The 22,261-nt window shown below is 71.3% G+C and carries 17 protein-coding genes and 1 pseudogene; 8 read left to right on the top strand and 10 right to left on the bottom strand.

The window, feature by feature from the left end:
• Positions 1-101 precede the first annotated feature (101 nt).
• Complete coding sequence (locus REH65_RS20340; protein ID WP_406688679.1) at positions 102-1,802, top strand: GMC family oxidoreductase N-terminal domain-containing protein; 1,701 nt, start codon at positions 102-104, stop codon at positions 1,800-1,802.
• A gap of 172 nt (positions 1,803-1,974) precedes the next feature.
• Positions 1,975-3,561, top strand: a complete 1,587-nt coding sequence (guaA, locus tag REH65_RS20345; protein ID WP_406688680.1) for a glutamine-hydrolyzing GMP synthase — start codon at positions 1,975-1,977, stop codon at positions 3,559-3,561.
• Between the two features lie 56 nt (positions 3,562-3,617).
• Here the strand turns inward: guaA and REH65_RS20350 are convergent, their stop codons facing one another.
• The 3 genes from REH65_RS20350 to REH65_RS20360 form a co-directional block, all read right to left on the bottom strand.
• Complete coding sequence (locus REH65_RS20350) at positions 3,618-4,538, bottom strand: glycoside hydrolase family 16 protein (RefSeq protein WP_281455298.1); 921 nt, start codon at positions 4,536-4,538, stop codon at positions 3,618-3,620.
• Between the two features lie 195 nt (positions 4,539-4,733).
• Positions 4,734-4,922, bottom strand: a complete 189-nt coding sequence (locus REH65_RS20355) for a hypothetical protein (protein ID WP_281455297.1) — start codon at positions 4,920-4,922, stop codon at positions 4,734-4,736.
• A complete protein-coding gene (locus tag REH65_RS20360) occupies positions 4,915-6,105 on the bottom strand; it encodes a PspC domain-containing protein (protein WP_406688681.1) in 1,191 nt (396 codons plus the stop codon). The genes REH65_RS20355 and REH65_RS20360 overlap by 8 nt, the downstream gene beginning before the upstream one ends.
• A gap of 360 nt (positions 6,106-6,465) precedes the next feature.
• On the opposite strand from REH65_RS20360, the gene REH65_RS20365 reads away from it, so the two are divergent.
• Positions 6,466-7,818: a PspC domain-containing protein gene (locus REH65_RS20365; RefSeq protein WP_406688682.1), complete on the top strand. Its 1,353-nt coding sequence runs from the start codon at positions 6,466-6,468 to the stop codon at positions 7,816-7,818.
• Positions 7,819-7,859: 41 nt separating this feature from the next.
• Positions 7,860-8,546, top strand: coding sequence for a response regulator (locus REH65_RS20370; protein WP_406688683.1), 687 nt, complete (start codon positions 7,860-7,862; stop codon positions 8,544-8,546).
• A 14-nt stretch (positions 8,547-8,560) separates the two neighbouring features.
• On the opposite strand, the gene REH65_RS20375 is transcribed toward REH65_RS20370, so the two are convergent.
• The gene (locus REH65_RS20375; RefSeq protein WP_406688684.1) at positions 8,561-9,565 is read right to left on the bottom strand and encodes a DMT family transporter; all 1,005 of its coding nucleotides are present in this window, start codon (positions 9,563-9,565) and stop codon (positions 8,561-8,563) included.
• Positions 9,566-9,690: 125 nt separating this feature from the next.
• Between REH65_RS20375 and REH65_RS20380 the strand changes: the two genes are divergently transcribed.
• Complete coding sequence (locus tag REH65_RS20380) at positions 9,691-10,587, top strand: LysR substrate-binding domain-containing protein (RefSeq protein WP_406688685.1); 897 nt, start codon at positions 9,691-9,693, stop codon at positions 10,585-10,587.
• A gap of 261 nt (positions 10,588-10,848) precedes the next feature.
• Here REH65_RS20380 and REH65_RS20385 read toward each other — a convergent pair whose 3' ends face one another.
• The 5 genes from REH65_RS20385 to REH65_RS20405 all read right to left on the bottom strand — a co-directional run bounded on the left by REH65_RS20385 (position 10,849) and on the right by REH65_RS20405 (position 16,829).
• Positions 10,849-12,408 carry a serine/threonine-protein kinase gene (locus tag REH65_RS20385; RefSeq protein WP_406688686.1) on the bottom strand — a complete coding sequence of 520 codons (1,560 nt, stop codon included), beginning with the start codon at positions 12,406-12,408 and terminating at the stop codon, positions 10,849-10,851.
• A gap of 247 nt (positions 12,409-12,655) precedes the next feature.
• Positions 12,656-14,053 carry a serine/threonine-protein kinase gene (locus tag REH65_RS20390; protein ID WP_406688687.1) on the bottom strand — a complete coding sequence of 466 codons (1,398 nt, stop codon included), beginning with the start codon at positions 14,051-14,053 and terminating at the stop codon, positions 12,656-12,658.
• Between the two features lie 441 nt (positions 14,054-14,494).
• On the bottom strand, positions 14,495-15,283 hold the full coding sequence (locus REH65_RS20395; protein ID WP_406688688.1) for a hypothetical protein: 789 nt from the start codon (positions 15,281-15,283) through the stop codon (positions 14,495-14,497).
• Between the two features lie 109 nt (positions 15,284-15,392).
• Positions 15,393-16,352 carry a hypothetical protein gene (locus tag REH65_RS20400; protein ID WP_406688689.1) on the bottom strand — a complete coding sequence of 320 codons (960 nt, stop codon included), beginning with the start codon at positions 16,350-16,352 and terminating at the stop codon, positions 15,393-15,395.
• Positions 16,353-16,511: 159 nt separating this feature from the next.
• On the bottom strand, positions 16,512-16,829 hold the full coding sequence (locus REH65_RS20405; protein ID WP_406688690.1) for a hypothetical protein: 318 nt from the start codon (positions 16,827-16,829) through the stop codon (positions 16,512-16,514).
• Between the two features lie 125 nt (positions 16,830-16,954).
• Here REH65_RS20405 and REH65_RS20410 point away from each other — a divergent pair, with 125 nt between their 5' ends.
• Positions 16,955-17,716, top strand: a complete 762-nt coding sequence (locus REH65_RS20410; protein WP_406688691.1) for a 3-hydroxybutyrate dehydrogenase — start codon at positions 16,955-16,957, stop codon at positions 17,714-17,716.
• 48 nt (positions 17,717-17,764) lie between these two features.
• Positions 17,765-19,080: pseudogene (locus tag REH65_RS20415) on the top strand (MFS transporter).
• A 48-nt stretch (positions 19,081-19,128) separates the two neighbouring features.
• Here the strand turns inward: REH65_RS20415 and REH65_RS20420 are convergent.
• On the bottom strand, positions 19,129-19,437 hold the full coding sequence (locus tag REH65_RS20420; protein ID WP_093414032.1) for a chorismate mutase: 309 nt from the start codon (positions 19,435-19,437) through the stop codon (positions 19,129-19,131).
• 316 nt (positions 19,438-19,753) lie between these two features.
• On the opposite strand from REH65_RS20420, the gene REH65_RS20425 reads away from it, so the two are divergent.
• Positions 19,754-22,198 carry a UvrD-helicase domain-containing protein gene (locus REH65_RS20425; RefSeq protein ID WP_406688692.1) on the top strand — a complete coding sequence of 815 codons (2,445 nt, stop codon included), beginning with the start codon at positions 19,754-19,756 and terminating at the stop codon, positions 22,196-22,198.
• Positions 22,199-22,261: the final 63 nt, after the last annotated feature.

Consider the following 22,261-nt stretch of genomic DNA (forward strand, 5'->3'; position numbering starts at 1 on the left):
AAGCTGTCCCCTGCCGAGCGCTCGGCCACCGGAGGGCACCTCGGGCCGAGTCCCGAGCGGGGTCTAGCTACTCGCGAGTAGTTTCGCTTACGCTGTCGCGCATGGCACAACGTGGTGATGGCGGTACCGATTTCGACGTGGTGGTCATCGGCTCGGGCTTCGGCGGCAGCGTGGCCGCGCTGCGCCTGACCGAGAAGGGCTACCGGGTCGCGGTGCTCGAAGCGGGTCGGCGGTTCTCCGACGAGGAGCTGCCCAAGACCTCCTGGGACCTGCGCAAGTTCCTCTGGGCCCCGCAGCTGGGCTGCTTCGGCGTGCAGCGGATCCACATGCTCCGCGACGTGCTCATCCTCGCCGGCGCCGGTGTCGGCGGCGGCTCCCTGAACTACGCCAACACGCTCTACCGGCCGCTCAAGCCCTTCTACCAGGACTCGCAGTGGGCGCACATCACCGACTGGGAGTCGGAGCTGGCGCCCTACTACGACCAGGCCACCAAGATGCTCGGCGTCATCGAGCAGCCCTCGGAGACCCCGCACGACGTGGTGATGAGGCAGGTCGCGGCGGACATGGGCGTGGCCGACACCTTCCACCGCACGCCCGTCGGCGTGTACTTCAACGAGCCCGGCCGCACCGACGCCGACCCGTTCTTCGGCGGTGCGGGACCGGCCCGCACCGGCTGCACCGAGTGCGGCGCCTGCATGACCGGCTGCCGGGTCGGGGCGAAGAACACGCTGGTCAAGAACTACCTCTACCTCGCCGAGAAGCAGGGCGCGGAGATCTTCCCGCTCACCACGGTCAACCGGCTCGGCAAGGGCCGCGACGGGCGCTGGCGGATCGCGACCTCGCGCACCGGCGCCAAGCTCAACCGCAAGCCGAAGATCTTCAGCGCCGACCAGGTGGTGGTCGCCGCCGGGACGTGGGGCACGCAGAACCTGCTGCACCGCTGCGTCGACAACGGCGACCTGCCGAAGCTGTCGAAGAAGCTGGGGACGCTGACCCGCACCAACTCCGAGGCGATCATCGGATCGCAGGTCGCGAAGGTCGACCCGGAGCGGGACTTCTCCACCGGTGTGGCCATCACGTCGTCGTTCCACCCGGACGAGGACACCCACATCGAGCCGGTCCGCTACACCAAGGGCGCCAACGCGATGGGTCTGCTGCAGATCCCGGCGACCCGCGGCGGGCGGGGCTCGCGCTGGAAGCAGCTGGGCAAGTTCCTGCGGGAGAACCCGAGGCTGTCGCTGCGGATGCTGTCGGTGCGCGGCTGGAGCGAGCGCACGGTGATCCTGCTGGTCATGCAGAGCCTCGACAACTCGCTGACGACCAGCGTGAAGCGGTTCCTCGGAAAGCGGCTGCTGACCTCGAAGCAGGGGCACGGTGCGCCGAACCCGAGCTACATCGAGGCCGGCGAGCAGGCCAACGAGCTGGTCGCCGAGAAGATCGGCGGGATCTCCGGCGGCACCTGGGGCGAGATGTTCGACATCCCGATGACCGCGCACTTCCTCGGCGGCTGCGCGATCGGCGACAGCCCGGACGCGGGCGTCATCGACCCGTACCACCGCGCCTGGTCCTACCCGGACCTGTCGATCGTCGACGGCTCGGCGGTCAGCGCCAACCTCGGCGTCAACCCGTCCCTGACGATCACCGCCCAGGCCGAGCGAGCCTTCGCCCTCTGGCCCAACAAGGGCGAGGCCGACACCCGCCCGGACCAGTCCGAGTCCTACCGCAAGGTCACCCCGGTCGAGCCCAAGTCCCCGGCGGTCCCGCCAACGGCCCCGGCAGCCCTCCAGCTCCCCCTCGTCTGACGTCGTCGCCGAGGTGGCGCGATGTCAATGGAACCGGGTTCCCGACTTCCATTGACATCGCGTCCTCCGCGGTGGGCCGCGGGTGGTGGAAGTCCGGGGCGATGCGGTTGTGGCCTTCGTTACCTGCGACAATGTGCGGACCAGTGCGATGGCCAAGGAGGTCGGCGACCACGTGTCCGGTTCCGCAAGCAACAGCGCCACAGGGCCTGTTCTCGTTGTCGACTACGGCGCCCAGTACGCCCAGCTGATCGCTCGGCGGGTGCGCGAGGCGCAGGTGTACTCCGAGGTCGTCCCGCACGACACCCCGGTGTCGGAGATGGTCGCCCGCGATCCCGCGGCGATCGTGCTGTCCGGTGGTCCTTCCAGCGTGTACGCCGAGGGCGCGCCGCAGGTCGACCCGGAGCTGTTCAACGCGGGCGTCCCCGTCTTCGGCATCTGCTACGGCTTCCAGGCGATGACCTCCGCGCTCGGCGGCACCGTCGAGCACACCGGCACCCGCGAGTACGGCCGCACCGAGGTCGAGATCAGCGGTGACGGCGGGCGGCTGCACAACGACCTGCCCGGCCACCACCCGGTGTGGATGAGCCACGGCGACTCGGTCAGCAAGGCCCCCGAGGGCTTCCAGGTCACCGCCGGCACCAAGGACACCCCGGTCGCGGCCTTCGAGAACGTCGAGCGCCGCCTCGCGGGCGTCCAGTACCACCCCGAGGTGGTGCACTCCCCGCACGGCCAAGAGGTGCTGCGCCGCTTCCTGCACGAGATCGCCGGTGTCCGCCCGCAGTGGACGACCTCGTCGATCGTCGACGACACCGTCGCCGCGATCCGCGAGCAGATCGGCGACCGCCGGGCCATCTGCGGCCTCTCCGGCGGCGTGGACTCCGCCGTCGCCGCCGCGCTCGTGCAGCGCGCCATCGGCGACCAGCTGACCTGCGTGTTCGTCGACCACGGCCTGCTGCGGGCCGGTGAGCGGGCGCAGGTCGAGCGCGACTTCGTCGCCGCCACCGGCGTCAAGCTGGTCACCATCGACGCCGTCGACCGGTTCCTGGGCGCGCTGGCCGGGGTCACCGACCCCGAGGAGAAGCGCAAGATCATCGGTCGCGAGTTCATCCGCGTCTTCGAGCAGGCCGCCCGCGACCTGCAGGCCGAGGCCGGTGCCGCGGGCGAGCAGATCGACTTCCTGGTGCAGGGCACCCTCTACCCGGACGTGGTGGAGTCCGGCGGCGGCTCGGGCGCGGCCAACATCAAGAGCCACCACAACGTCGGCGGACTGCCCGACGACCTGCAGTTCGCGCTGGTCGAGCCGCTGCGCGCGCTGTTCAAGGACGAGGTCCGCCGGGTCGGCCTGGAACTGGGCCTGCCCGAGACGATCGTGCACCGGCAGCCGTTCCCCGGCCCCGGCCTGGGCATCCGCATCATCGGCGAGGTCACCGCGGACCGGCTGGAGACGCTGCGCGCCGCCGACGCGATCGCCCGCGAGGAGCTCACCGCCGCCGGCCTGGATCGCGACATCTGGCAGTGCCCGGTGGTGCTGCTGGCCGACGTCCGCTCCGTCGGCGTGCAGGGCGACGGCCGCACCTACGGCCACCCCGTCGTGCTGCGCCCGGTCTCCAGCGAGGACGCGATGACCGCCGACTGGACGCGGCTGCCCTACGACGTGCTGGAGCAGATCTCCACCCGGATCACCAACGAGGTCCCCGACGTCAACCGCGTGACCCTGGACGTCACGTCCAAGCCGCCGGGCACCATCGAGTGGGAGTGACGTGATGAAGGGCCCCTCCGACCAGATCGGAGGGGCCCTTCTCGCGTTTCAGCGGCTCACTGCTCGACCTTGACCCAGTCGATCAGGTAGCGGGCCGTTCCGGCCTTGATCTTGTCGACGCTCTCCTGCGGCAGGCCCGGGTAGGGCTCCGTGACGCCGTTGACGTTCTGCGGGTACTGACCGCCGGTGGCGAAGTTCAGGATCATGTACTGCGGGTCGTCGAAGACCCAGGTCCAGCCGTTGGCGTCGAACTCGGCCTTGGTGACCTGGTAGGTCTGGGTGTCGTCGACGAAGAAGGTGAAGCCCTCCGGCGTCCAGTCCACCCGGTAGGTGTGCCAGTCGGCCGGGTCCTTGCCCTCGAAGTTCTGCTGGTGGGTGATCGGGGTGTCGCCGTTGTACTCGGGGCCGTGCATCGCCGAGCTGGTCCACGGCTCGCCGACGTGCTCCATCACGTCGACCTCGCCGCACTCCGGCCACGGCTTGCCCTCGTTGATGCTGGTGCCCAGCGACCACCACGCCGGCCACAGGCCCGAGCCGGTGGCGTTCTCCGGCAGCTTGATGCGCGCCGAGTAGCTGCCGTAGGTGAACTCGAACTTGTCCTCGGTCTTCACCCGGCCGGACACGAAGTCGTAGGTGCCGCCGTCGGGCGCCTGGAAGCCCTGCTGGTAGCGCGGGTGCAGCGCGAGCGCGCCGTTCTGGGCGCCGGTGCCGCTGTCGTCGTGGTCGATGTAGATCGTCTCGGGCGAGTCGACGTAGGCCTGCTGCTCGTTGTTGACGGTCCCGAAGTTCTCACCGGTTACCTCGACCTGCCACTTCGAGCGGTCGAGCTCGCTGCCGGAGAAGTCGTCGAAGAAGACCTCCGCGCGCGGCTTCGCGTCCTTCGGCGCCTCAGCCGGGTTCGCGCCCGCCGCCGCGGACGGCAGCGAGACGAACAGGGCGAGCACGGCGCCGCCTGCGAGCAAGCGGTTCCTGGTCATGGCCAGCTCCTTGCGGGGGTGTTGGGAGCAACGCTGTTCGGATCGATCAAGACCGCAGTATCAGCAGACCGGCGCCGCGCTCGGTGGGGGTTGTCGTGTTTTGGAAAGGGTGCAGGAGATGTGATCGGCGAGGAACGGGAAAAATTCCCGGAAATCCTCGACGCGATCGCGAAAGTGCTGGTGGAACTGGCAAATTCACTCGGCTCGACGGCGCAGCGACGCCACCAGCAGCACGACGCCGACGATCACCGCGACTCCGGCGAGGATCCACTGCAGGAAGCTCGACAGGTCGAGCGCGACGGTGGCCGTGATGATCAGCGCGATGGCGCCTGCGACCAGCAGGATCGGGTCGGGGCCCTCGTAGGGCGTGGTCTCGTCAGTCACGGACGACCTCCACGTTTCCGGTGCCCACCGCTGCGTTGAGCACGAGTTTGCCGCCGCCGAGCCCGTCCGGGCCCTCGTCGGTGACGGATCGCTGCAGGTCCTGGCCGTTGGCGTGCCGGCCCAGGCAGTCGAGTTCGCCGACCTCGGCGTCGCAGTGCGCCGTCACGTCCACAGTGGAGGGAACGCGGATCAGGACCTTGCCCGCGCCGACGTTCGCGGTGGTCTCCACGACCTGGCCGGTGCTGATCCGCAGGTCCGACAGGTCCAGCTCGACGGTCCCGGCGGTGCGGTCGTAGCTCGACAGCACGTCGGTGGTCTCGATCGGCGCGACCCGCAGGTCGCCCACGCTCAGATCGCCGTTGAACCGGTACTCGTCGGCGAACGAGGCGATCAGGGCGAACATCGCCAGCGGCACCGCGAACAGGATCGGCCAGCGCCCCACGTGCAGGAACGCGCCGATCACCATCGCCGCGCCGAGCACGCCCAGGCCCGCGGCCGCCGCCGGAGCGCCCCCGGCGCCCGAGCCCGCGACCACGACCGCGGCCAGGAACGCCGCGAGCAGCGCGACCGGGTTGAACCACCGGTACCGCCGCGACCTCGGCTCCGGCGGTTCGGGCTCAGAGGGTTCCGGCAGGTCCCACGCGAACGGTGCCGCGCCCAGCGGGTCCCACGCGGGCGGGGTCTGCTGCTCCGCCGCGGCACCCGGGTAGACCCAGGTGTTCTCGCCGGTCGGAGTCGCTTGCGGCGGCGGGTTCGACGTCCCGGTCACCTGGCGGTCGCCCTGGTTGCGGTGCAGGAGGTACAGCGCGACCGGACCGGCCGCCAGCCCCAGCACCGCCATCGAGCTGATCATCCACATCAGGCTCGGGAACAGCAGGAGCACCAGCACCACCACGATCCACGTCGCGGTGGGTTCGCGGCTCGGCGTCGTCTGGCCGGGCAGCGGTGGCGCCTCCTTCGGGAACAGCAGCCAGCCCAGCATGTAGAGGACGATCCCGGCTCCGCCGTAGCAGGCGAGCACCACGAAGGCGACCCGCACGAGGATCGGGTCGACGCCGTAGCGGCGCGCGATCGCCGCCGACACACCCGCCGCCTTCGACCCGCTGCGCGGCCGGACCGGGCGGGTGGCCCAGAAGTCGCGCAGGGTGGCGTCGACGCCACCGGATTGCTGCGTGCTGTTCATGCCGACCACTATCCGATCCGGCGCACCTCCCGGGAATCCGGGAGTCCCCTGAGACCACCCCGGTCCCGGGCTCCGCCGCCTCCCGGGGACGGGGAAGTTTTCATGAAAACTTCGATCTCCCACCGCACGTCGGGAACGGTCCTCCGAAAGCTCTTCGAGCAGGTCACCCGGGTGGTGGTCCGTTCGGGGACGGGGAAGTTTTCATGAAAACCTCCCCACCCCACGTCGACCGGCACGGGCGTCGTGGGGCCACCGAGTCGATCGTCGTCCGGGGGCTCGGTGGGGAGGTCGTCAGGAAGACGCTCCCACCCCCCCGGGTAGGTCAGGGGACGTCCCTGATGCCCCGGGGGTCTCGACCGTGTGACCATCGAAAACGTGACGGCCCCCGACGACCAGAACCCCCCGCAGCACGCGCCGCGCAAGGTGAATCCGATGCGGACCGACCCGCGGATGCGCCGAGGCGGTGAGCCCACCGAGCGGATGCTGCCCGTGCTCCCGCAGCTGCACCGGACCCGCGACGGGCGGTTGCTGGCCGGGGTGTGCGCGGGCGTGGCCGAGCACCTGGGCGTCCGGGTGCTGTGGGTGCGGATGACCTTCGCGGTGCTGTCCGCTCTCGGCGGCGCCGGGATCCTCGGGTACGCGCTGCTGTGGGCGTTCGTGCCGCAGGGCGGCGGATCGCGCCCGGCGACGAAGCGGGAGTGGCAGCAGGGCTTCGGGATCGTGCTGCTCGGCGTCGGCGCGCTGGCCGCCTTCGGCGCCGTGCTGTCGATGCCGACGTGGCTGACGGTCCCGCTGGTGGTGGCCCTGGTGGGGGCGGCGGTGGTGTGGCGGGAGGCGGACGACTCACAGCGCCGCCGCTGGCGGCAGGGCGCCCGCTCCGGGGTCGCGGGCGCCCTGCTCGGCTCGGGTGCGCGCAGCGCCTGGATCCGGGTGATGTCCGGTGCCGCGCTGGTGGTCGTCGGCATGGCGCTGCTCGTCGGCAGCACCACCTCGCTGGACGCGCTGCCGACCGGGCTGCTGGCCTCCGGCGCCACGCTGGTCGGCGTCGCCGTGCTCACCGTGCCCTGGTGGGTGCGGATGATGCGCGACCTCAACGTCGAGCGCTCCAGCCGAATCCGGTCCCAGGAGCGCGCCGAGATCGCCGCGCACCTGCACGACTCGGTGCTGCAGACGCTGGCCCTGATCCAGAAGCAGGCCGGTTCCGAGCGCGAGGTCCGCAGGCTCGCCCGGGGGCAGGAGCGCGAGCTGCGCGGCTGGCTCTACGGCCCCGACGGCTACGGCGCGGCCGGGGACAGCGCGGGGCCCTCCGAGGAGGCGGAGAAGGCGACCTTCGCCGCCGAGGTGGCCCGCATCTGCGGCGAGGTGGAGGACCACTTCGCGATCACCGTGCAGCAGGTCGTCGTCGGCGACTGCGAGGTCGACGACCGGCTCACCGCGCAGCTCAACGCGGCCCGCGAGGCGCTGGTCAACGCGGCCAAGCACGCCGGGGTCCGCGAGGTCAGCGTCTACGCGGAGGTCGAACCCGAGCTGGTGTCGGTGTTCGTGCGCGACCGGGGCGCCGGGTTCGACCCGGACCAGGTCCCCGAGGACCGGCACGGGCTCGCCGACTCCGTCCGCGGCCGCGTGCAGCGGCACGGCGGCAAGGTCAAGGTGCGCACCTCGCCCGGTCAGGGCACCGAGGTCGCGATGGAAATGCCCAGGTCGGCGGCGTGAGGCGTAGCCTGCCTGGGGAAACGACGTTTTCGGAGGATGTTGTGACCGGTGAAGCCACCGAGGAGCCGGGCTCGGTCCGGGTGTTCCTCGTCGACGACCACGCGCTGTTCCGCGCCGGTGTCCGCGCCGAGCTCGCCGCCGCCGACGGCGTCGAGATCGTGGGCGAGGCGGGCTCGGTCGCCGAGGCGGTGGCCGGCATCGGCCACTACCGGCCCGAGGTGGTGCTGCTCGACGTCCACATGCCCGACGGCGGCGGCGCCGAGGTGCTGCGGCAGGTCCGCGCCCGCTCCGGCGACGACAAGGGCGAGATCGTGTTCCTGGCCCTGTCGGTCTCCGACGCGGCCGAGGACGTGATAGCGGTGATCCGCGGCGGCGCCCGCGGCTACGTCACCAAGACGATCTCCGGGCGCGAGCTGGTCGACGCCATCACCCGGGTCAAGGCAGGCGACGCGGTGTTCTCGCCCCGGCTGGCGGGATTCGTCCTCGACGCCTTCTCCGAGGGGCCCAACGCCGCGCCCGTTGGCGATCCCGAGCTGGACCTGCTCACCCGCCGCGAGCGGGAGGTGCTGCGCCTGCTCGCCCGGGGCTACGCCTACAAGGAGATCGCCTCCGAGCTGTTCATCTCGGTCAAGACCGTGGAGACCCACGTCTCCAGCGTCCTGCGCAAGACGCAGCTCTCCAACCGCTACGAGCTCTCCCGCTGGGCCTCCGACCGCCGCCTGGTGTGACGGTCGGAGGCGCGTCACTTCATCGGGTGGTTCCGGGCGAGGTCGGCGTAGAGCTCCGACGCTCGCGCGAAGCTGCGGCCCGCGCGGGTGAGCAGCGCCGGCGCGCCCGGGGTCTTGCGGTGCGTGAGGGCGACGCCGAGCAGCACCACGACCATGCCGAGGATGACCCGGAGCGGGAGCTGCTCGCCCAGCAGGAGCCAGCCGAGCAGGACCGAGAAGATGGGCATCACGTAGGTGACCGTGGAGGCCGTGGTGGCGCCTTCGTCGCCGATGAGCCGGTAGTTCAGGGCGAAACCGATGCCGGTGCCGACCACGCCCAGGGCGAGGACGGCCAGCAGCGCCACCGGCTCCCAGTGCACCATCCGGAGCCCGTCGAGGGGCAGCGCGAGCACGGAGAACCCGATCGCGGCGGTGAGCTGCATGCTCGCCAGCGCCAGCGGCGGTGTGCCGCGCCCGGTGATGAACCGTCCTGTGTAGACGAATCCGATGCCGTAGCTGGCGGACGCCGCGACGCACGCGAGCACGCCCCAGCCCAGCATCCCGCCGCCCTGCCACGGCGCGAAGATGACCAGCACGCCGAGGAATCCGAGCAGCAGGCCCGCGGCGCGGCGCGGCGGCAGCGCCTCCCGGCCGGCGAGCAGGCCGAACAGCACCGTCCACAGCGGTGTCGTCGCGTTGAGCACTCCGGCCAGCCCGGACTCGACGGTCTGCTCGCCGACGGCCAGCAGCACCCACGGCAGGGCGTTGGCGAACACCGCGGCGACGGCGACGTGCCGCCACAGGACGCGGTCGCCGGGGATGCGCAGGCCGCGCACCGCGCAGATCGCCAGCAGCGTGAGCGCGGTGCGCAGGCCGCGCACCGCGCAGATCGCCAGCAGCGTGAGCGCGCCCAGCACGATGCGGGCCAGCGCGATCTGCGTCGGTGACAGGGCTTCCAGACCGAGCTTGATCAGCAGGAAGCTCGCTCCCCAGAACAGCGCGAGCGCGCCCAGCCGCAGGTAGCTGGTCGGGTTGTTCATGATCGCTCCCCAGAGTCGTCGAAGCCGGTTCGCCGAAGTGGTACGACCAGCTTGCGGAACCCGAGCTGTAAGGACAAGCGAATTAATTTCAACGAACGTGTAAGCAATCCTGTATCGTCGGTGGCGTGCTAGACGTCAGGCGGATGCAGGTCCTGCGCGCGGTGGTCACCAGCGGTTCGGTGAGCGCTGCCGCGTCCAACCTCGGCTTCACCCCCTCGGCCATCAGCCAGCAGCTCTCCACGCTGGAGAAGGAGGCCGGGACGCCGCTGCTGGAGAAGGTCGGGCGCGGCCTGCGCCCGACCCCGGCGGGCACGCTGCTGGCCGAGCGCGCCGGGCGGATCGCCGAGCTGCTGGGCGAGACCGAGGCCGAGCTCGCCGACATCCGGGCCGGTCGCACGGGACTGCTGCGGCTGCGGTTCTTCACCACCGCCGCCGTCGGCCTGATCCCGCAGGCCGTGGCCAAGTTCCGCGCCGAGCACCCGGAGGTGCAGCTGGACCTGCAGCTGCAGGAGGCGGGGCTGCTCGACGACGTCGAGGCCGGGGAGGCGGACCTGGCGGTCATCGTGCTCGGCGAGTCGGTGCCGGAACGGCGCGGGGTGCGGCTGGTGCACCTGGCCGACGACCCGTACCGGGTGGTGCTGCCCGGCTCGCACCCGCAGGTCGACCAGGGGAGCGTCGACATGGCCAAGCTGGCCCACGACTCGTGGATCAACAGCTCGGTCACCGACGGCGGGATCTGCTCCCGGCTGCTCGAAGACGCCTACGCCAGCGCCGGTTTCACGCCGCGCGTCGTGGTCGAGACCGACAGCACCTACTCCGCGCAGAGCTTCGTCGCCGCGGGGATGGGGATCGCGCTGGTGCCGCGGCTCGGGCTCGACGTCGTGCACCCGGGCGTGGAGGTCCGCGCGGTCACCAACCCGGAGCCGACCCGCCGCCTCCACCTCGCCGTCCGCGAAGCCGTCGCCGACCTCCCCGCCGCCGGCTCCCTCCAGCACTGCCTCCGCGAAGTCGCCCAGAAATGACCCTCCGCAGAAGCGACCTGACGCAGAAGCGCCCCACCGCAGAAGCGCCCACCGCGGAAGTGGGCTGACGTGGAAGTGGGTTGTCGTGCTCTGGAGTGGGACAGTTTTAGTGAAAACTGTCCGGGCATAACGGACATTGATCATGGACAGTTTTGATTAAAACTGTCCCCTGCCCGCCATCGTCGACACCTCGATGGACCACCGCAGCGAGGAGGGCTTCCCTTCCCCGGGGGTCGGGGAAGGGAAGCCCTCCTCGGGTGGTCAGCGCCTGTTGTCGGTGTTGATCAGGGCGTCGCCGTCGGTGTTGGCGACCATGCCCAGGACGTGCATCTCGACGCTCTTGTTGCCGTCCTTGGTGAACTGGAGCGTGACCACGACGTTGGCGCCGGACTGCATCGGCTCGCCGATGATCTTGACGTCGTCGATCTGCTTCCAGAACGCCTCGTAGCGCTCCTTGCCCTGGGACTGCAGGCTCGGCCCGAGCAGCTCCCACGCCTCGTCGAGGTCGTCGGGCACCAGGGTGTAGTACTTCTTGACCGCGGCGACCAGCTTCTCCTTGGTCACCTGCTTCTTGGTGCTCGTCGCGCTCGACGTCGGAGCCCGGCTGCTGGTCGCAGGGACCGCCGAGGACGTCGGGGCAGCCGAGGACGTCGGGGCCGGCGCGGCCGTCGGGACCGGTTTCGGAGCGGGGGCCGGAGCCGCGCCCTTGTCCTGGGAACCGGAGCCGAACGCGTTCGCGGCCAGCACGCCCACCAGGACCGCCACCACGATCGCCACGATCCACAGCGCCACCTGCTTGCCGCCGCGGCGCGGCGCGGCGGCCGCCACCGGGGCGGCGCCGCCGACGCGGGTGGGCGGGCTCGCCCCGCCCATGCCTGCGCCGGCCATCCCGCCGCCCTGGTAGGCCATCGTGGGCGAGCCGGTGGGCGGAGGCGGTGCGGGCGCCTGCTGCTGGCGCTGCCAGCCCGCACCGGCGCCCGGGGCCGCACTGGGCACCGGACGGCCGTCGAGGACGGCCTGCAGCAGGTCGCGGGTGTGCGCCATCGTCGGCCGGTCCACCGGATCCGGGCACAGCATCTGCATCAGCACCGGCGTCATCGGCCCGGCTTGGCGCGGCGGCTCGAACTGACCGCGCGCGACCCGGTGCAGCAGGCTGATCGCGTTCTCGTCGGTGCCGAACGGCGGACCGCCCTCGATCGCCGCGTACAGCGTCGAGCCCAGCGAGAACACGTCCGAGGCCGGTGCCGGGTCGCGGCCCAGCGCGACCTCCGGGGCCAGGTAGGCGGGGGTTCCCGCGAGGATGCCGCTCTTGGTGACCGCGACGTCGCCGATCGCCCGGGAGATGCCGAAGTCGGTGATCTTGGCGAGGTCGTTCTCGCCGAGCAGGATGTTCCCGGGCTTGAGGTCGCGGTGGACGATGCCCGCCATGTGCGCGGCGGCCAGCGCACCGGCCACCTGCACGCCGATCCGGGCCACCCGCATCGGCGGCTGCACGCCCTGCTCGTCGATGACGGCGGCGAGGCTGGTCGAGGGCAGGTACTCCATGACCAGCACGGGCTGGCCCTCGTCCTCGGCCACGTCGAACACGACGATGGCGTTCTGGTGCTGGAGGCGGGCGGCGATGCGGCCTTCGCGCATCGACCTCTGCCGCGCTTCCTCGGTCTCCTCGGGGGTGTAACCGGGCTGCAGCAGCAGTTGCTTGACGGCGATCGTGCGGTGGAGGCGCTCGTCGACGGCCTTCCACACCACGCCCATGGCGCCGCTGCCGATCTTTTGCTGCAAGCGGTACCGGCCCGCGATCAAACGACCTTCGGCGCTCACCGGTGTCTCCTGGTACTGGTTCGCCCCACGGGGCTCGCCTGTCTGAGGACTGCCTGTTTTCTCGTTAGCGATGAGGACGGACCGGACTCCCCGCTGCCGGCTTCACCCGACGGTGTCACGCCCGCAGCCACGTTACTGGGCGGCCCACTCCGGGCGGCACCCCGGGGCCGGAATGCGCCTGCGGCCGGGACGCTCACCTGGTGATGAGCATCCCGGCCGCAGGGCGTCGAGACGATCGCCGACTACCTCACTGGGTGGTGATGCTGCCGGACTGGCTCGTCGTGGTGCTCGTCGGCTTGCTGGAGGTCTGCTCGGCGCTCGACGTCGGCTGCTCGGTCGACGTGGGCTCCTCGCTCGACGTCGTCGGCTCCTCGGCCGAGGTCGTCGGCTCCTCCGTGGAGGTCCTCGTCGGCTTCTTGCTCGTCGTCGTCTCCTCCGACGTCGTCTCCGGCGGCGGCGCGGGGACCTGCGGAGCCTCGGACTGCTGGTTGGCCGGCTGCGGCGGCGGTGCCTGCGGCCGCAGCGCGGAGGTGACCAGCACCGCGATCACCGCGACGGCGACCAGCGCGATCGCCGAGATGATCACCGGCCGCTTGCTGCTGCGCCGCGGCTCCTCGTAGACCGCCGAGTCGGCGCGCGGATCGGCGCCCATGTACGACGTGGCGTCCTCGTAGGGGCGCTCCGTGTACGGGTCGTCCTCGTAGTAGGCGACGGTGGTGCCCGCGGCGGCGCCCGCGCCCATCACGCTCGTCGCCTCTTCCGGGGTCTCCGGGGCCAGCGCGGGCGGGATCGGGGCGGCCATCGTCGGGATGGAGTTCACCGAGCCGCCGTCGGCCACGGCCTGCAGCATCTCGCGGGACTGCGCCATGTCCGGCCGGTCCTGCACGCGGGCGGCCATCATCGCCATCAGCGGCTGGGCCATCGGGCCCGCCTGCTGCGGCGGCTCGATCTTGCCCGCGGCCACCGCGTGCAGCAGCGCCAGGGTGTTCTCGTTGAGACCGAACGGCGGGTGCCCCTCGATGGCCGCGTAGAGCGTCGCGCCCAGCGAGAACACGTCGGAAGCCGGCGTCGGCTCCTGCCCCATCGCCACGTCCGGCGACAGGTAGGCGGGCGTGCCCGCGAGCATGCCGGTCTTGGTGACCTGCACGTCGCCCTGCGCCCGGGAGATGCCGAAGTCGGTGATCTTCACCTGGCCGTTGTCGCCGAGCAGGATGTTGCCCGGCTTGATGTCGCGGTGCACGACACCGGCCGCGTGCGCGGCGCCGAGCGCCGACGCGACCTCCGCGCCGATCCGCGCCACCTCGCGCGGCGGCAGCGGCCCGTGATCGGACATCATCGCGGCCAGGCTCGTCGACGGCAGGTACTCCATGACGAGGACCGGCTGGCCCTCGTCCTCGGCCACGTCGTACACCGAGATCGCGTTCGAGTGCTGGAGCCGGGCCGCGATCCGGCCCTCTCTCATTGCCCGTTGCCGCGCTTCCTCGGCTTCACCCGGATCCAGACCGGGCTGCAACAGCAACTGCTTGACCGCAACGGTGCGGTGCAGGCGCTCGTCAACACACTCCCACACCACGCCCATCGCGCCACTGCCGATGCGTCGCTGCACCCGGTAGCGTCCGGCGACCAGGCGACCTTCGTCGCTCACCGACGTCTCCCCGTACTGCTATCGATGCCCAGCGGTGCCACCGCCCGGAGTTCCGGACGCCGTCCCACCGAACACCGGCGGATTAGGGCGGACCGGCATCGGCCCCCCACAAGTACACGTTTCCAGCACGACCCGGGTTGCCACCGAACCGCGATACGGCAGCCTAGCCGACGCCGTGCGGGCGTAGGTCCGAAGTCGAAAAGATCGGTACGACCTGTTTCGACCCGGTGCCGTCCGATCCGGACGCCCGGGTGATCCGGGCAGTTCGCCCAGCTGTTTGCGCTGGTGATCCGGATCTGCGCCGTCCGGTGCCGTTGAGCTCATGACCCTCGGCACCGACCGGCTCACGCCACGGTACCGGCGGCGGCGTTCCTGGTGGGCGGGGGTGGCGGTGGTGACGGGTCGTTGCCGCATTGTTGTGCACCCCCGCGGCCGGTCGGCTCAGCCGGGCGGCAGCTGGTGCGCGCTGCGCAGCTCGGCTCCGACGATGCGCGGCAGCGGGCCGGGGGAGACGTGCAGGTGCTGGTCGAGGAGCACCCGGCGGCCGTCCGGGTAGACGGCCTCGACCTGAGCCGACACCGACGCGTCGGACTCCCTCCGCAGGCCCACGACGCGCACCGCGCTGACGGCCTCCCACGCCCGGCGCAGCTCCTCGGCCTGCCCGAGCTCGGGCGCGATGAGCTCGCCGAGCCGGTCCGGGGCGTCCTGGGCGCGGCGGTAGAAGTCCTCGACGAGGCCGATGGTGGTCTGGGCGCTGCCCGCGGCCGGGTTGGCCAGGTGCGCGTCGTCCGGTTCGGCGGCGACGACGGCGCTGCTTCCCTCGGTGGCGGCGTCGAAACCGCCGTTGTCGTGGAACGGCCACGCGGCCTGCAGCACCAGGTCCGGGCGCAGCGCCAGGGCGCCGCTGATGGCCGCGGCGGAGTCGGTGGGGCGCGGCAGCTGCGCGGGCTTGGCCATGACCAGGGCGCCCGCTCCGGCGGCGGAGACCAGCAGGAGCACGCCGAGCACGGCCAGCGCGACCAGCCCGCCCAGCGGCGGCGAGGCGGAGGTGAGGTCGGGGCGCTCGTCGAGGTCACCGGCGAGCAGGCCCTGCTCGGGGGTGTGCGGTCCGCGCCTGATCAGCTCGGCGACCGTGACGGTGTCGCTGAGCCCCGGGTCGCTGAGCCCCGGGTCGCTGAGCCCCCGGTCGCTGAGCCCCCGGTCGCCGGGATCGCTGGGGTGGTCGTCCACGGCCTGAAGACGTACCCGCCTGCTGCGGTCAGGGGAAGACTTCGCGCAGGAATCACCGGATGGGGTGGACCCGAAGATCACGAACGGAGTAGTGGATCACGATCCGTGGTCACGAGAGCTGCTCGTCGGACGCGATCAGCGGGCGATCGGCCATCTCGTAGCGCAGCACGCGGCGCTCGGTGCGCTGCGAGCCGTCGGGGAGCGTCAGCCGCAGCGCGTGCGTGGTGCTGGTGGGCGTCACGTAGACCTCCGTGACCTCGACCTTCGTCGCGTGCGAGTAGCGGGCGGCGAAGGACTCGTAGCCCTCCTCGCGCAGCCGACCGGTGGTCAGGGCGTAGGCGCCCGGCAGGTCGCCCGCGGCGATCGCGTCGTAGTACTGCTCGCTGCTGCGCTGCATCCCCTCGGTGTCGGTCAGCTTCAGCAGTTGCGGCGCCTCGGTGGTGGGCGGCCTGCTCGTGGTCGGCGGGCCCGGGACGTCCGCGCCGGGAGCGCCGTCGCCCGGCGCCTCCGGCAGGTCGTCGCTCGCCTCCTCGCCGGGATCCGGGGTCGCGGTCCCGGTCGGCAGCGGGCCCGCGGCCAGCCGGTTCGGGCTGCTCGGCGGCCGTGGCGCGGCACCGGAGGTCGTGGGCCGGGTGGGATCGCCGGTGAGGAAGTACGGGTCGCGCAGCAGCGGGGGGTAGGCGCCGCCGCGCGGCATGCTCGGCAGGTCCAGGCCCTCGATGCGGGTGGTGTGGCTGGACACGAGCGTCGTGGCGAACACCAGACCGCCCAGCGCCGCCACCGACGAAGCGATGGCGAACCAGGCCGCGCGGCGCCACGACCGCGGCGGCGTCACCGAGGCGGGCACCATGCCGAGGTCGAACTTGTGCAGCCCGCCGACGGGCGCGGTATCGATCAGCGGGTCGATCACCAGCCGTGGCGAGGAGTCCTCGGACGCGGTCCGCTGCGCGGGGACCGGAGCCCAGGTGGCTCCGGCGTCGGTCTTGCGATGCCGGCCAGGTGCCGGTTCCGGGGGTGGCGGCGGCCCATCGAGTGAGCCGCTCCAGCCGATGGTTCTGCCGCTGTGCATCGGAGTCTCGACTTCCTGCAAGTCGTGAGGGTTCACGGCGAGCTTCGCGTGAGGAAGATCGGTACTCCGAATGGAGCTCTTGATGCATCGAACGGGTGATATCAGCGCAGATCCACCCGGACGAACGTCACCGAAAGGCGCGTCCGACGTGCGGAGATGTCAGAACTCACCCTTGCGGAAGCGGCTCTGCGTGGTCCCCAGCGCCTTGAGCGACCCCGCGCCGCCGCCGAGCGCCAGCAGCGTCGCGAAGACGTCCGCGCCCACGCCACTGCTGCTGATCACCAGCGCCAGCAGCGTGACGCCGAGGCCGACGCCCGCGACCGGGTAGCGCTTCTTGGCGAACTCGACGGCCGGCTGACCGCCGGGACGCTTCTTCGCAGCCGAGGTCAGCATCGCCAGATAACCCGCGTGCCCCGCCGCCGCGATCACCGCGGCGATCGTCACCAGGAGCGCGACCAGACCGATAACCATGCCCATGCCGACAGTCTGCTCCTTGACGAGGCATGTCCGATATGGGGGATCGCCCTGATTCCGGGATCGGTTCGAAAAGGTTGTGAATCAAGTCTGGTTTGAGATCGTCGTCACGCCTAGGTTCTGTCGCTATGAGCGAGCGAACCGGTCTCGATCTGAACGGCAAGCGGGTCCTGGTCACCGGGGCTGCCAGCGGCATCGGAGCCGCTGTGAGCAGGAGATTCGCCGAGGCGGGAGCCGAGGTGATCGCGGTCGACCGGAACGCCGATGCGGTCGCGGCGCTCGCCGACGAGCTGGGGGCGCGGGCCCGCGTCGTCGACCTCGCCGACCCGGACAACGCCGACGGCCTGGGCGAGGGCGCCGACGTCGTGGTCAACAACGCCGGGCTGCAGCACGTCGCGCCGCTGCACGAGTTCCCGACCGAGGTCTTCGGCACGATCCTGCGCGTCATGGTCGAGTCGCCGTTCCGCATCGTCCGCTCCGCCCTGCCGGGCATGTACCGCAGCGGGTGGGGGCGGGTCATCAACATCTCGTCGGTACACGGGCTGCGGGCCTCGGCGTTCAAGAGCGCCTACGTCACCGCCAAGCACGCCATCGAGGGCCTGTCCAAGACGATCGCGCTGGAGGGCGCCGCCTACGGCGTCACCTCCAACTGCCTGAACCCGGGGTTCGTGCGCACCCCGCTGGTGGAGCGGCAGGTCGCCGAGCAGGCCCGGCTGCACCGGGTTCCCGAGGAGCAGGTCACCGAGGACGTGCTGCTGGCCCGGACCCCGGTGAAGCGGCTGGTCGAGCCGGACGAGGTCGCCGAGTTCGCCGCCTGGCTGTGCGGTCCCGGGACCACGTCGATCACCGGAGCGTCGCTGTCCATGGACGGGGGCTGGACGGCGAACTGACCCAGGTTTTCCCGAGGTGACCACGGCCCGTCAAGGAGGACGCCAGCCATGACAACCGAGCCCGCTCCCGCCAGATCCTCGACCACCCGGGTCGTGCTGGCGAGCCTCGTCGGCACCACCGTGGAGTGGTACGACTTCTTCCTCTACGGATCAGCCGCCGCGCTGGTGTTCAACAAGCTGTTCTTCCCGGCGGGCGACCCGCTGATGGGCACCCTGCTGGCGTTCATCACCTACGCCGTCGGCTTCGTCGCGCGGCCGCTGGGCGGGCTGGTGTTCGGTCACTTCGGCGACCGCATCGGCCGCAAGAAGCTGTTGGTGCTGAGCCTGGTCATGATGGGCGGCGCGACGTTCGCGATCGGCCTGCTGCCCACCTACCAATCGGTGGGCGTGCTGGCTCCGCTGCTGCTCACGGCCCTGCGGCTGATCCAGGGCTTCGCCATCGGCGGCGAGTGGGGCGGGGCGGTGCTCATCGTCTCCGAGCACGGGTCCGGAGACCGCCGCGGCTTCTGGGCGTCCTGGCCGCAGGCCGGGGTGCCGCTGGGCAACGTCTTCGGGACCGCGGTGCTGGCCGTGCTGGCGGCGGTGCAGTCCGACGAGGCGTTCATGGCCTGGGGCTGGCGGATCGCGTTCCTGCTCTCCGGCGTGCTGGTGCTGATCGGGCTGTGGGTGCGGCTGGCGGTGGCCGAGTCGCCGGTGTTCCTGGAGGCCCAGCGCAAGGCGCAGGAGGCCGGTGCCGAGCAGAAGCCGCCGATCCTGGAGGTGCTCAAGCGGTACGGAGCGAGGTGCTGACCGCGATGGGCGCCCGGTTCGCCGAGAACGTCGTCTACTACGTGCTGACCTCGTTCGTGCTCACCTACGTGTCCACGTTCCTGGACCTGCCGCGCGGCGTGGCGCTCAACGCGGCGCTGATCGCCTCGGTGTTGCACTTCATCAGCATCCCGATCTGGGGCGCGCTGTCGGACCGGTTCGGGCGGCGGCCGATCTACCTGCTGGGCACGGTCGGCACGGGCGTGTGGGCGTTCTTCTTCTTCACGATGCTCGACACCAAGTCGTTCTGGGTGATCACCTTCGCGACCACCGTGGGCCTGGTGTTCCACGGCGCGATGTACGGGCCGCAGGCGGCGTTCTTCGCGGAGCTGTTCGGCACCCGGGTCCGCTACTCGGGGGCGTCGATCGGCTACCAGCTGGCGTCGATCGTGGCCGGGTCGCTGGCCCCGATCATCGCGACGGCGCTGCTGGCCGCGTTCGGCTCGTCGGTGCCGATCTCGATCTACGTGGCGCTGTGCTCGGTGGTGACGCTGTTCGCCGTGCTGCGCGCCCCGGAGACCCGGGAGCGCGACCTGGCCGCCGACCACGCGGTGTGACGCCGCCGAAGGGCGCCTTCGACCAGGTCGGAGGCGCCCTTCGGGGTGTCAGGAGTGGCCCAGCCGGCCCCGGCCGAGGCGGAGCAGGATCATGGCGATCTCGCGTCCCTCCGGCCCGAGCTCGCGGTAGCGGGCGAGCACGTCCATCTCGCGGTTGTAGACGATGCGCGGGCCGCCCGCGGCCATGCGAGCCTGCCCGACCTGCTGCGAGACCTCGGCGCGCCGCTTGATCAGGCGCAGGATCTCGGCGTCGAGGTAGTCGATCTCCTCGCGGAAGTTGGTGATGGCCTCCGCGGCGGCCTTCTCAGCCGAGGGCTTCTCGGACTGCGGTTGGTCACCGTCCACAGTGGCGTTCATCGGACGTATTCCTCCGGCTCCGGCCCCGTTCCCGTCCCGGAACGCGAAACGCCCCGAGTCCGAGGACTCCGGGGCGTCGTAGTGGTTTTCGTGCTCACGCAGCTACGGGCGCCGGAGTCCCGGGCCCGTAGAAAAACTCGTACTGCTGCGTCCGCACGACACCAGTCTGCCACAACCCGGACGACCGATCCACCACTCGGTCGTGGCGTCCCACGAGGTGGAATCCCTCACCCGGTCGAGGGGTCCTGGGCTTGATCGTGTTGCGAGCTCGGCAGATTCGGGGGCCGTCAGGGGGGTTCGGTAACGTGGTCAGGCGATGAGCACCCCTCTCGATCTCGAATTCCAGGGCGACGAGCCCGCGCAGCCCGCCCGCCGCTCCGGGCCGGACCCGGACGCGCTGCTGGCCGGGCTGAACCCGCAGCAGCGCGAGGCCGTGACGCACACCGGCTCGCCGCTGCTGGTCGTGGCCGGTGCCGGGTCGGGCAAGACGCGGGTGCTCACCAACCGCATCGCCCACCTGCTGGCCAGCGGCGCGCACCCCGGCCAGATCATGGCCATCACCTTCACCAACAAGGCCGCGGCCGAGATGAAGGAGCGGGTCGCCGACCTGGTCGGGCGCCGGGCCAACGTCATGTGGGTCTCGACGTTCCACTCGATGTGCGTGCGGGTGCTGCGCCGCGAGGCCAAGACGCTGGGCATGTCGTCGAACTTCTCGATCTACGACTCCGACGACTCCAAGCGGCTGATCACCCTGATCGCCCGCGAGCAGGACCTCGACTCCAAGCGCTACCCGGCGAAGACGCTGTCGATCCACATCTCGAACCTGAAGAACGAGCTGCTCACGCCCGAGGACGCCGCGCAGCAGGCGGGCAACGACGTGGAGCGCAAGGTCGCCCAGGTCTACGCCGCCTACCAGCGCAGGCTCGCCGAGTCCAACGCGATGGACTTCGACGACCTGATCATGCGCACGGTCGAGCTGCTGCAGCAGCACCCGGCGGTCGCCGAGTACTACCGCCGCCGCTTCCGCCACGTGCTCGTCGACGAGTACCAGGACACCAACCACGCGCAGTACGTGCTGGTCAGGGAACTGGTCGGGACGGAGCCGACGGAGAGCGGGGTGGAGCCGGCGGAGCTGTGCGTGGTCGGCGACGCCGACCAGTCGATCTACGCGTTCCGCGGCGCCACGATCCGCAACATCGAGGAGTTCGAGCGGGACTACCCGCAGGCCCGCAGCATCCTGCTGGAGCAGAACTACCGCTCCACGCAGACGATCCTGTCCGCGGCGAACGCGGTGATCAAGCGCAACCCGAACCGCCGCGACAAGCGGCTGTGGAGCGATGCGGGCGACGGCGAGCCGATCGTGGGCTACGTCGCAGACAACGAGCACGACGAGGCCGCCTTCGTCGCCGGTGAGATCGACCGGCTCGTCGACCAGGGCGAGGCCACGTTCAACGACATCGCGGTCTTCTACCGCACCAACAACCAGTCGCGCGTGTTCGAGGAGGTGTTCATCCGCCTCGGCCTGCCCTACCGGGTCGTCGGCGGGGTGCGCTTCTACGAGCGGCGCGAGGTCCGCGACGCCCTCGCCTACCTGCGGGTCCTCGACAACCCGGACGACACGGTGAGCGTGCGCCGGATCCTCAACGTGCCCAAGCGCGGCATCGGCGACCGGGCGGAGGCCGTGGTCGCGGTGCACGCCGAGCAGGAGCGGATCTCGTTCACCAGCGCCCTGCGCAGGGCCGCCGCCGGTGAGGTGCCGCTGCTCAACACGCGCGCCCGCAACGCGATCTCGGGCTTCGTGGAGCTGCTCGACGAGCTGAACCGGGTCGCCGCCGAGAACGACGTCGCCGAGACCCTCGACACCGTCCTGGAGCGCACCGGCTACCGGGGTGAGCTGGAGGCCAGCGACGACCCGCAGGACGCGACGCGGCTGGAGAACCTGACCGAGCTGATCACCGTCGCCCGCGAGTTCACCGAGGCCCGCGCGGGTGCGCCGCTGCCGGTCGACGCGGAGGCCTCGCCCTCGGCGGAGGCCGTGGTGTCCGGTGTCGGGCCCGACGAGGACGACGAGAACCCGATCGCCGACGACTCGCTGGCGGCGTTCCTGGAGCGCGTCTCGCTGGTCGCCGACGCCGACTCGCTGCCGGAGACCGGCGACGGCCTGGTCACGCTCATGACCCTGCACACCGCCAAGGGTCTGGAGTTCCCGGTGGTGTTCTCCGGCGGCTGGGAGGACGGCGTCTTCCCGCACACCCGCGCCCTGGGCGACCCGGCCGAGCTCGCCGAGGAGCGGCGGCTGGCCTACGTCGGCATCACCCGGGCTCGCCAGCGGCTGTACCTGTCGCGCGCCATGATGCGCTCGGCGTGGGGGCAGCCGATGACGAACCCGGCGTCGCGGTTCCTCACCGAGATCCCCGAGGAGCTGATGCACTGGCGCCGCATCGAGCCCGAGCGCGCCGCGCCGCAGGTCCGCAGCACGTGGGGCAGCCGCGGTGGCGGGGGCTTCGACCGGACCGGTGGGGACTCGGCGCAGGCGGGCCTGTCCGAGCGCGGCATGCGCAGCACCGGCATGAAGGGCTGGAAGGACACGGTCGCCCTCAAGCTCGAAGCCGGCGACAAGGTCACCCACGACAAGTACGGCCTCGGCACGGTCGTGGCCACCGACGGCGAGGGCCCCCGAGCCACGGCCACCATCGACTTCGGCACGGCCGGCACGGTCAAGCTCATGCTCATCGGCAGCGTCCCCCTCACCAAGCTCTGACCCCGGGCGCCTGGTCTCGGGTGCCTGGTCTCGGGTGCCTGACCCCGGGTGCCTGGTCTCGGA

The sequence above is a fragment of the Saccharopolyspora sp. ID03-671 genome (assembly GCF_045278815.1).
Taxonomy (GTDB): domain Bacteria; phylum Actinomycetota; class Actinomycetes; order Mycobacteriales; family Pseudonocardiaceae; genus Saccharopolyspora; species Saccharopolyspora ipomoeae.

What these genes read in the sequence shown, in the direction of transcription:
- REH65_RS20340 (WP_406688679.1), top strand. Translation starts at nt 102, where the DNA reads ATGGCACAACGTGGTGATGGCGGTACCGATTTCGACGTGGTGGTCATC.
- REH65_RS20350 (WP_281455298.1), bottom strand. Translation starts at nt 4,538, where the DNA reads ATGACCAGGAACCGCTTGCTCGCAGGCGGCGCCGTGCTCGCCCTGTTC.
- REH65_RS20360 (WP_406688681.1), bottom strand. Translation starts at nt 6,105, where the DNA reads ATGAACAGCACGCAGCAATCCGGTGGCGTCGACGCCACCCTGCGCGAC.
- REH65_RS20375 (WP_406688684.1), bottom strand. Translation starts at nt 9,565, where the DNA reads ATGAACAACCCGACCAGCTACCTGCGGCTGGGCGCGCTCGCGCTGTTC.
- REH65_RS20400 (WP_406688689.1), bottom strand. Translation starts at nt 16,352, where the DNA reads ATGCACAGCGGCAGAACCATCGGCTGGAGCGGCTCACTCGATGGGCCG.
- REH65_RS20405 (WP_406688690.1), bottom strand. Translation starts at nt 16,829, where the DNA reads ATGGGCATGGTTATCGGTCTGGTCGCGCTCCTGGTGACGATCGCCGCG.
- REH65_RS20410 (WP_406688691.1), top strand. Translation starts at nt 16,955, where the DNA reads ATGAGCGAGCGAACCGGTCTCGATCTGAACGGCAAGCGGGTCCTGGTC.
- REH65_RS20420 (WP_093414032.1), bottom strand. Translation starts at nt 19,437, where the DNA reads ATGAACGCCACTGTGGACGGTGACCAACCGCAGTCCGAGAAGCCCTCG.
- REH65_RS20425 (WP_406688692.1), top strand. Translation starts at nt 19,754, where the DNA reads ATGAGCACCCCTCTCGATCTCGAATTCCAGGGCGACGAGCCCGCGCAG.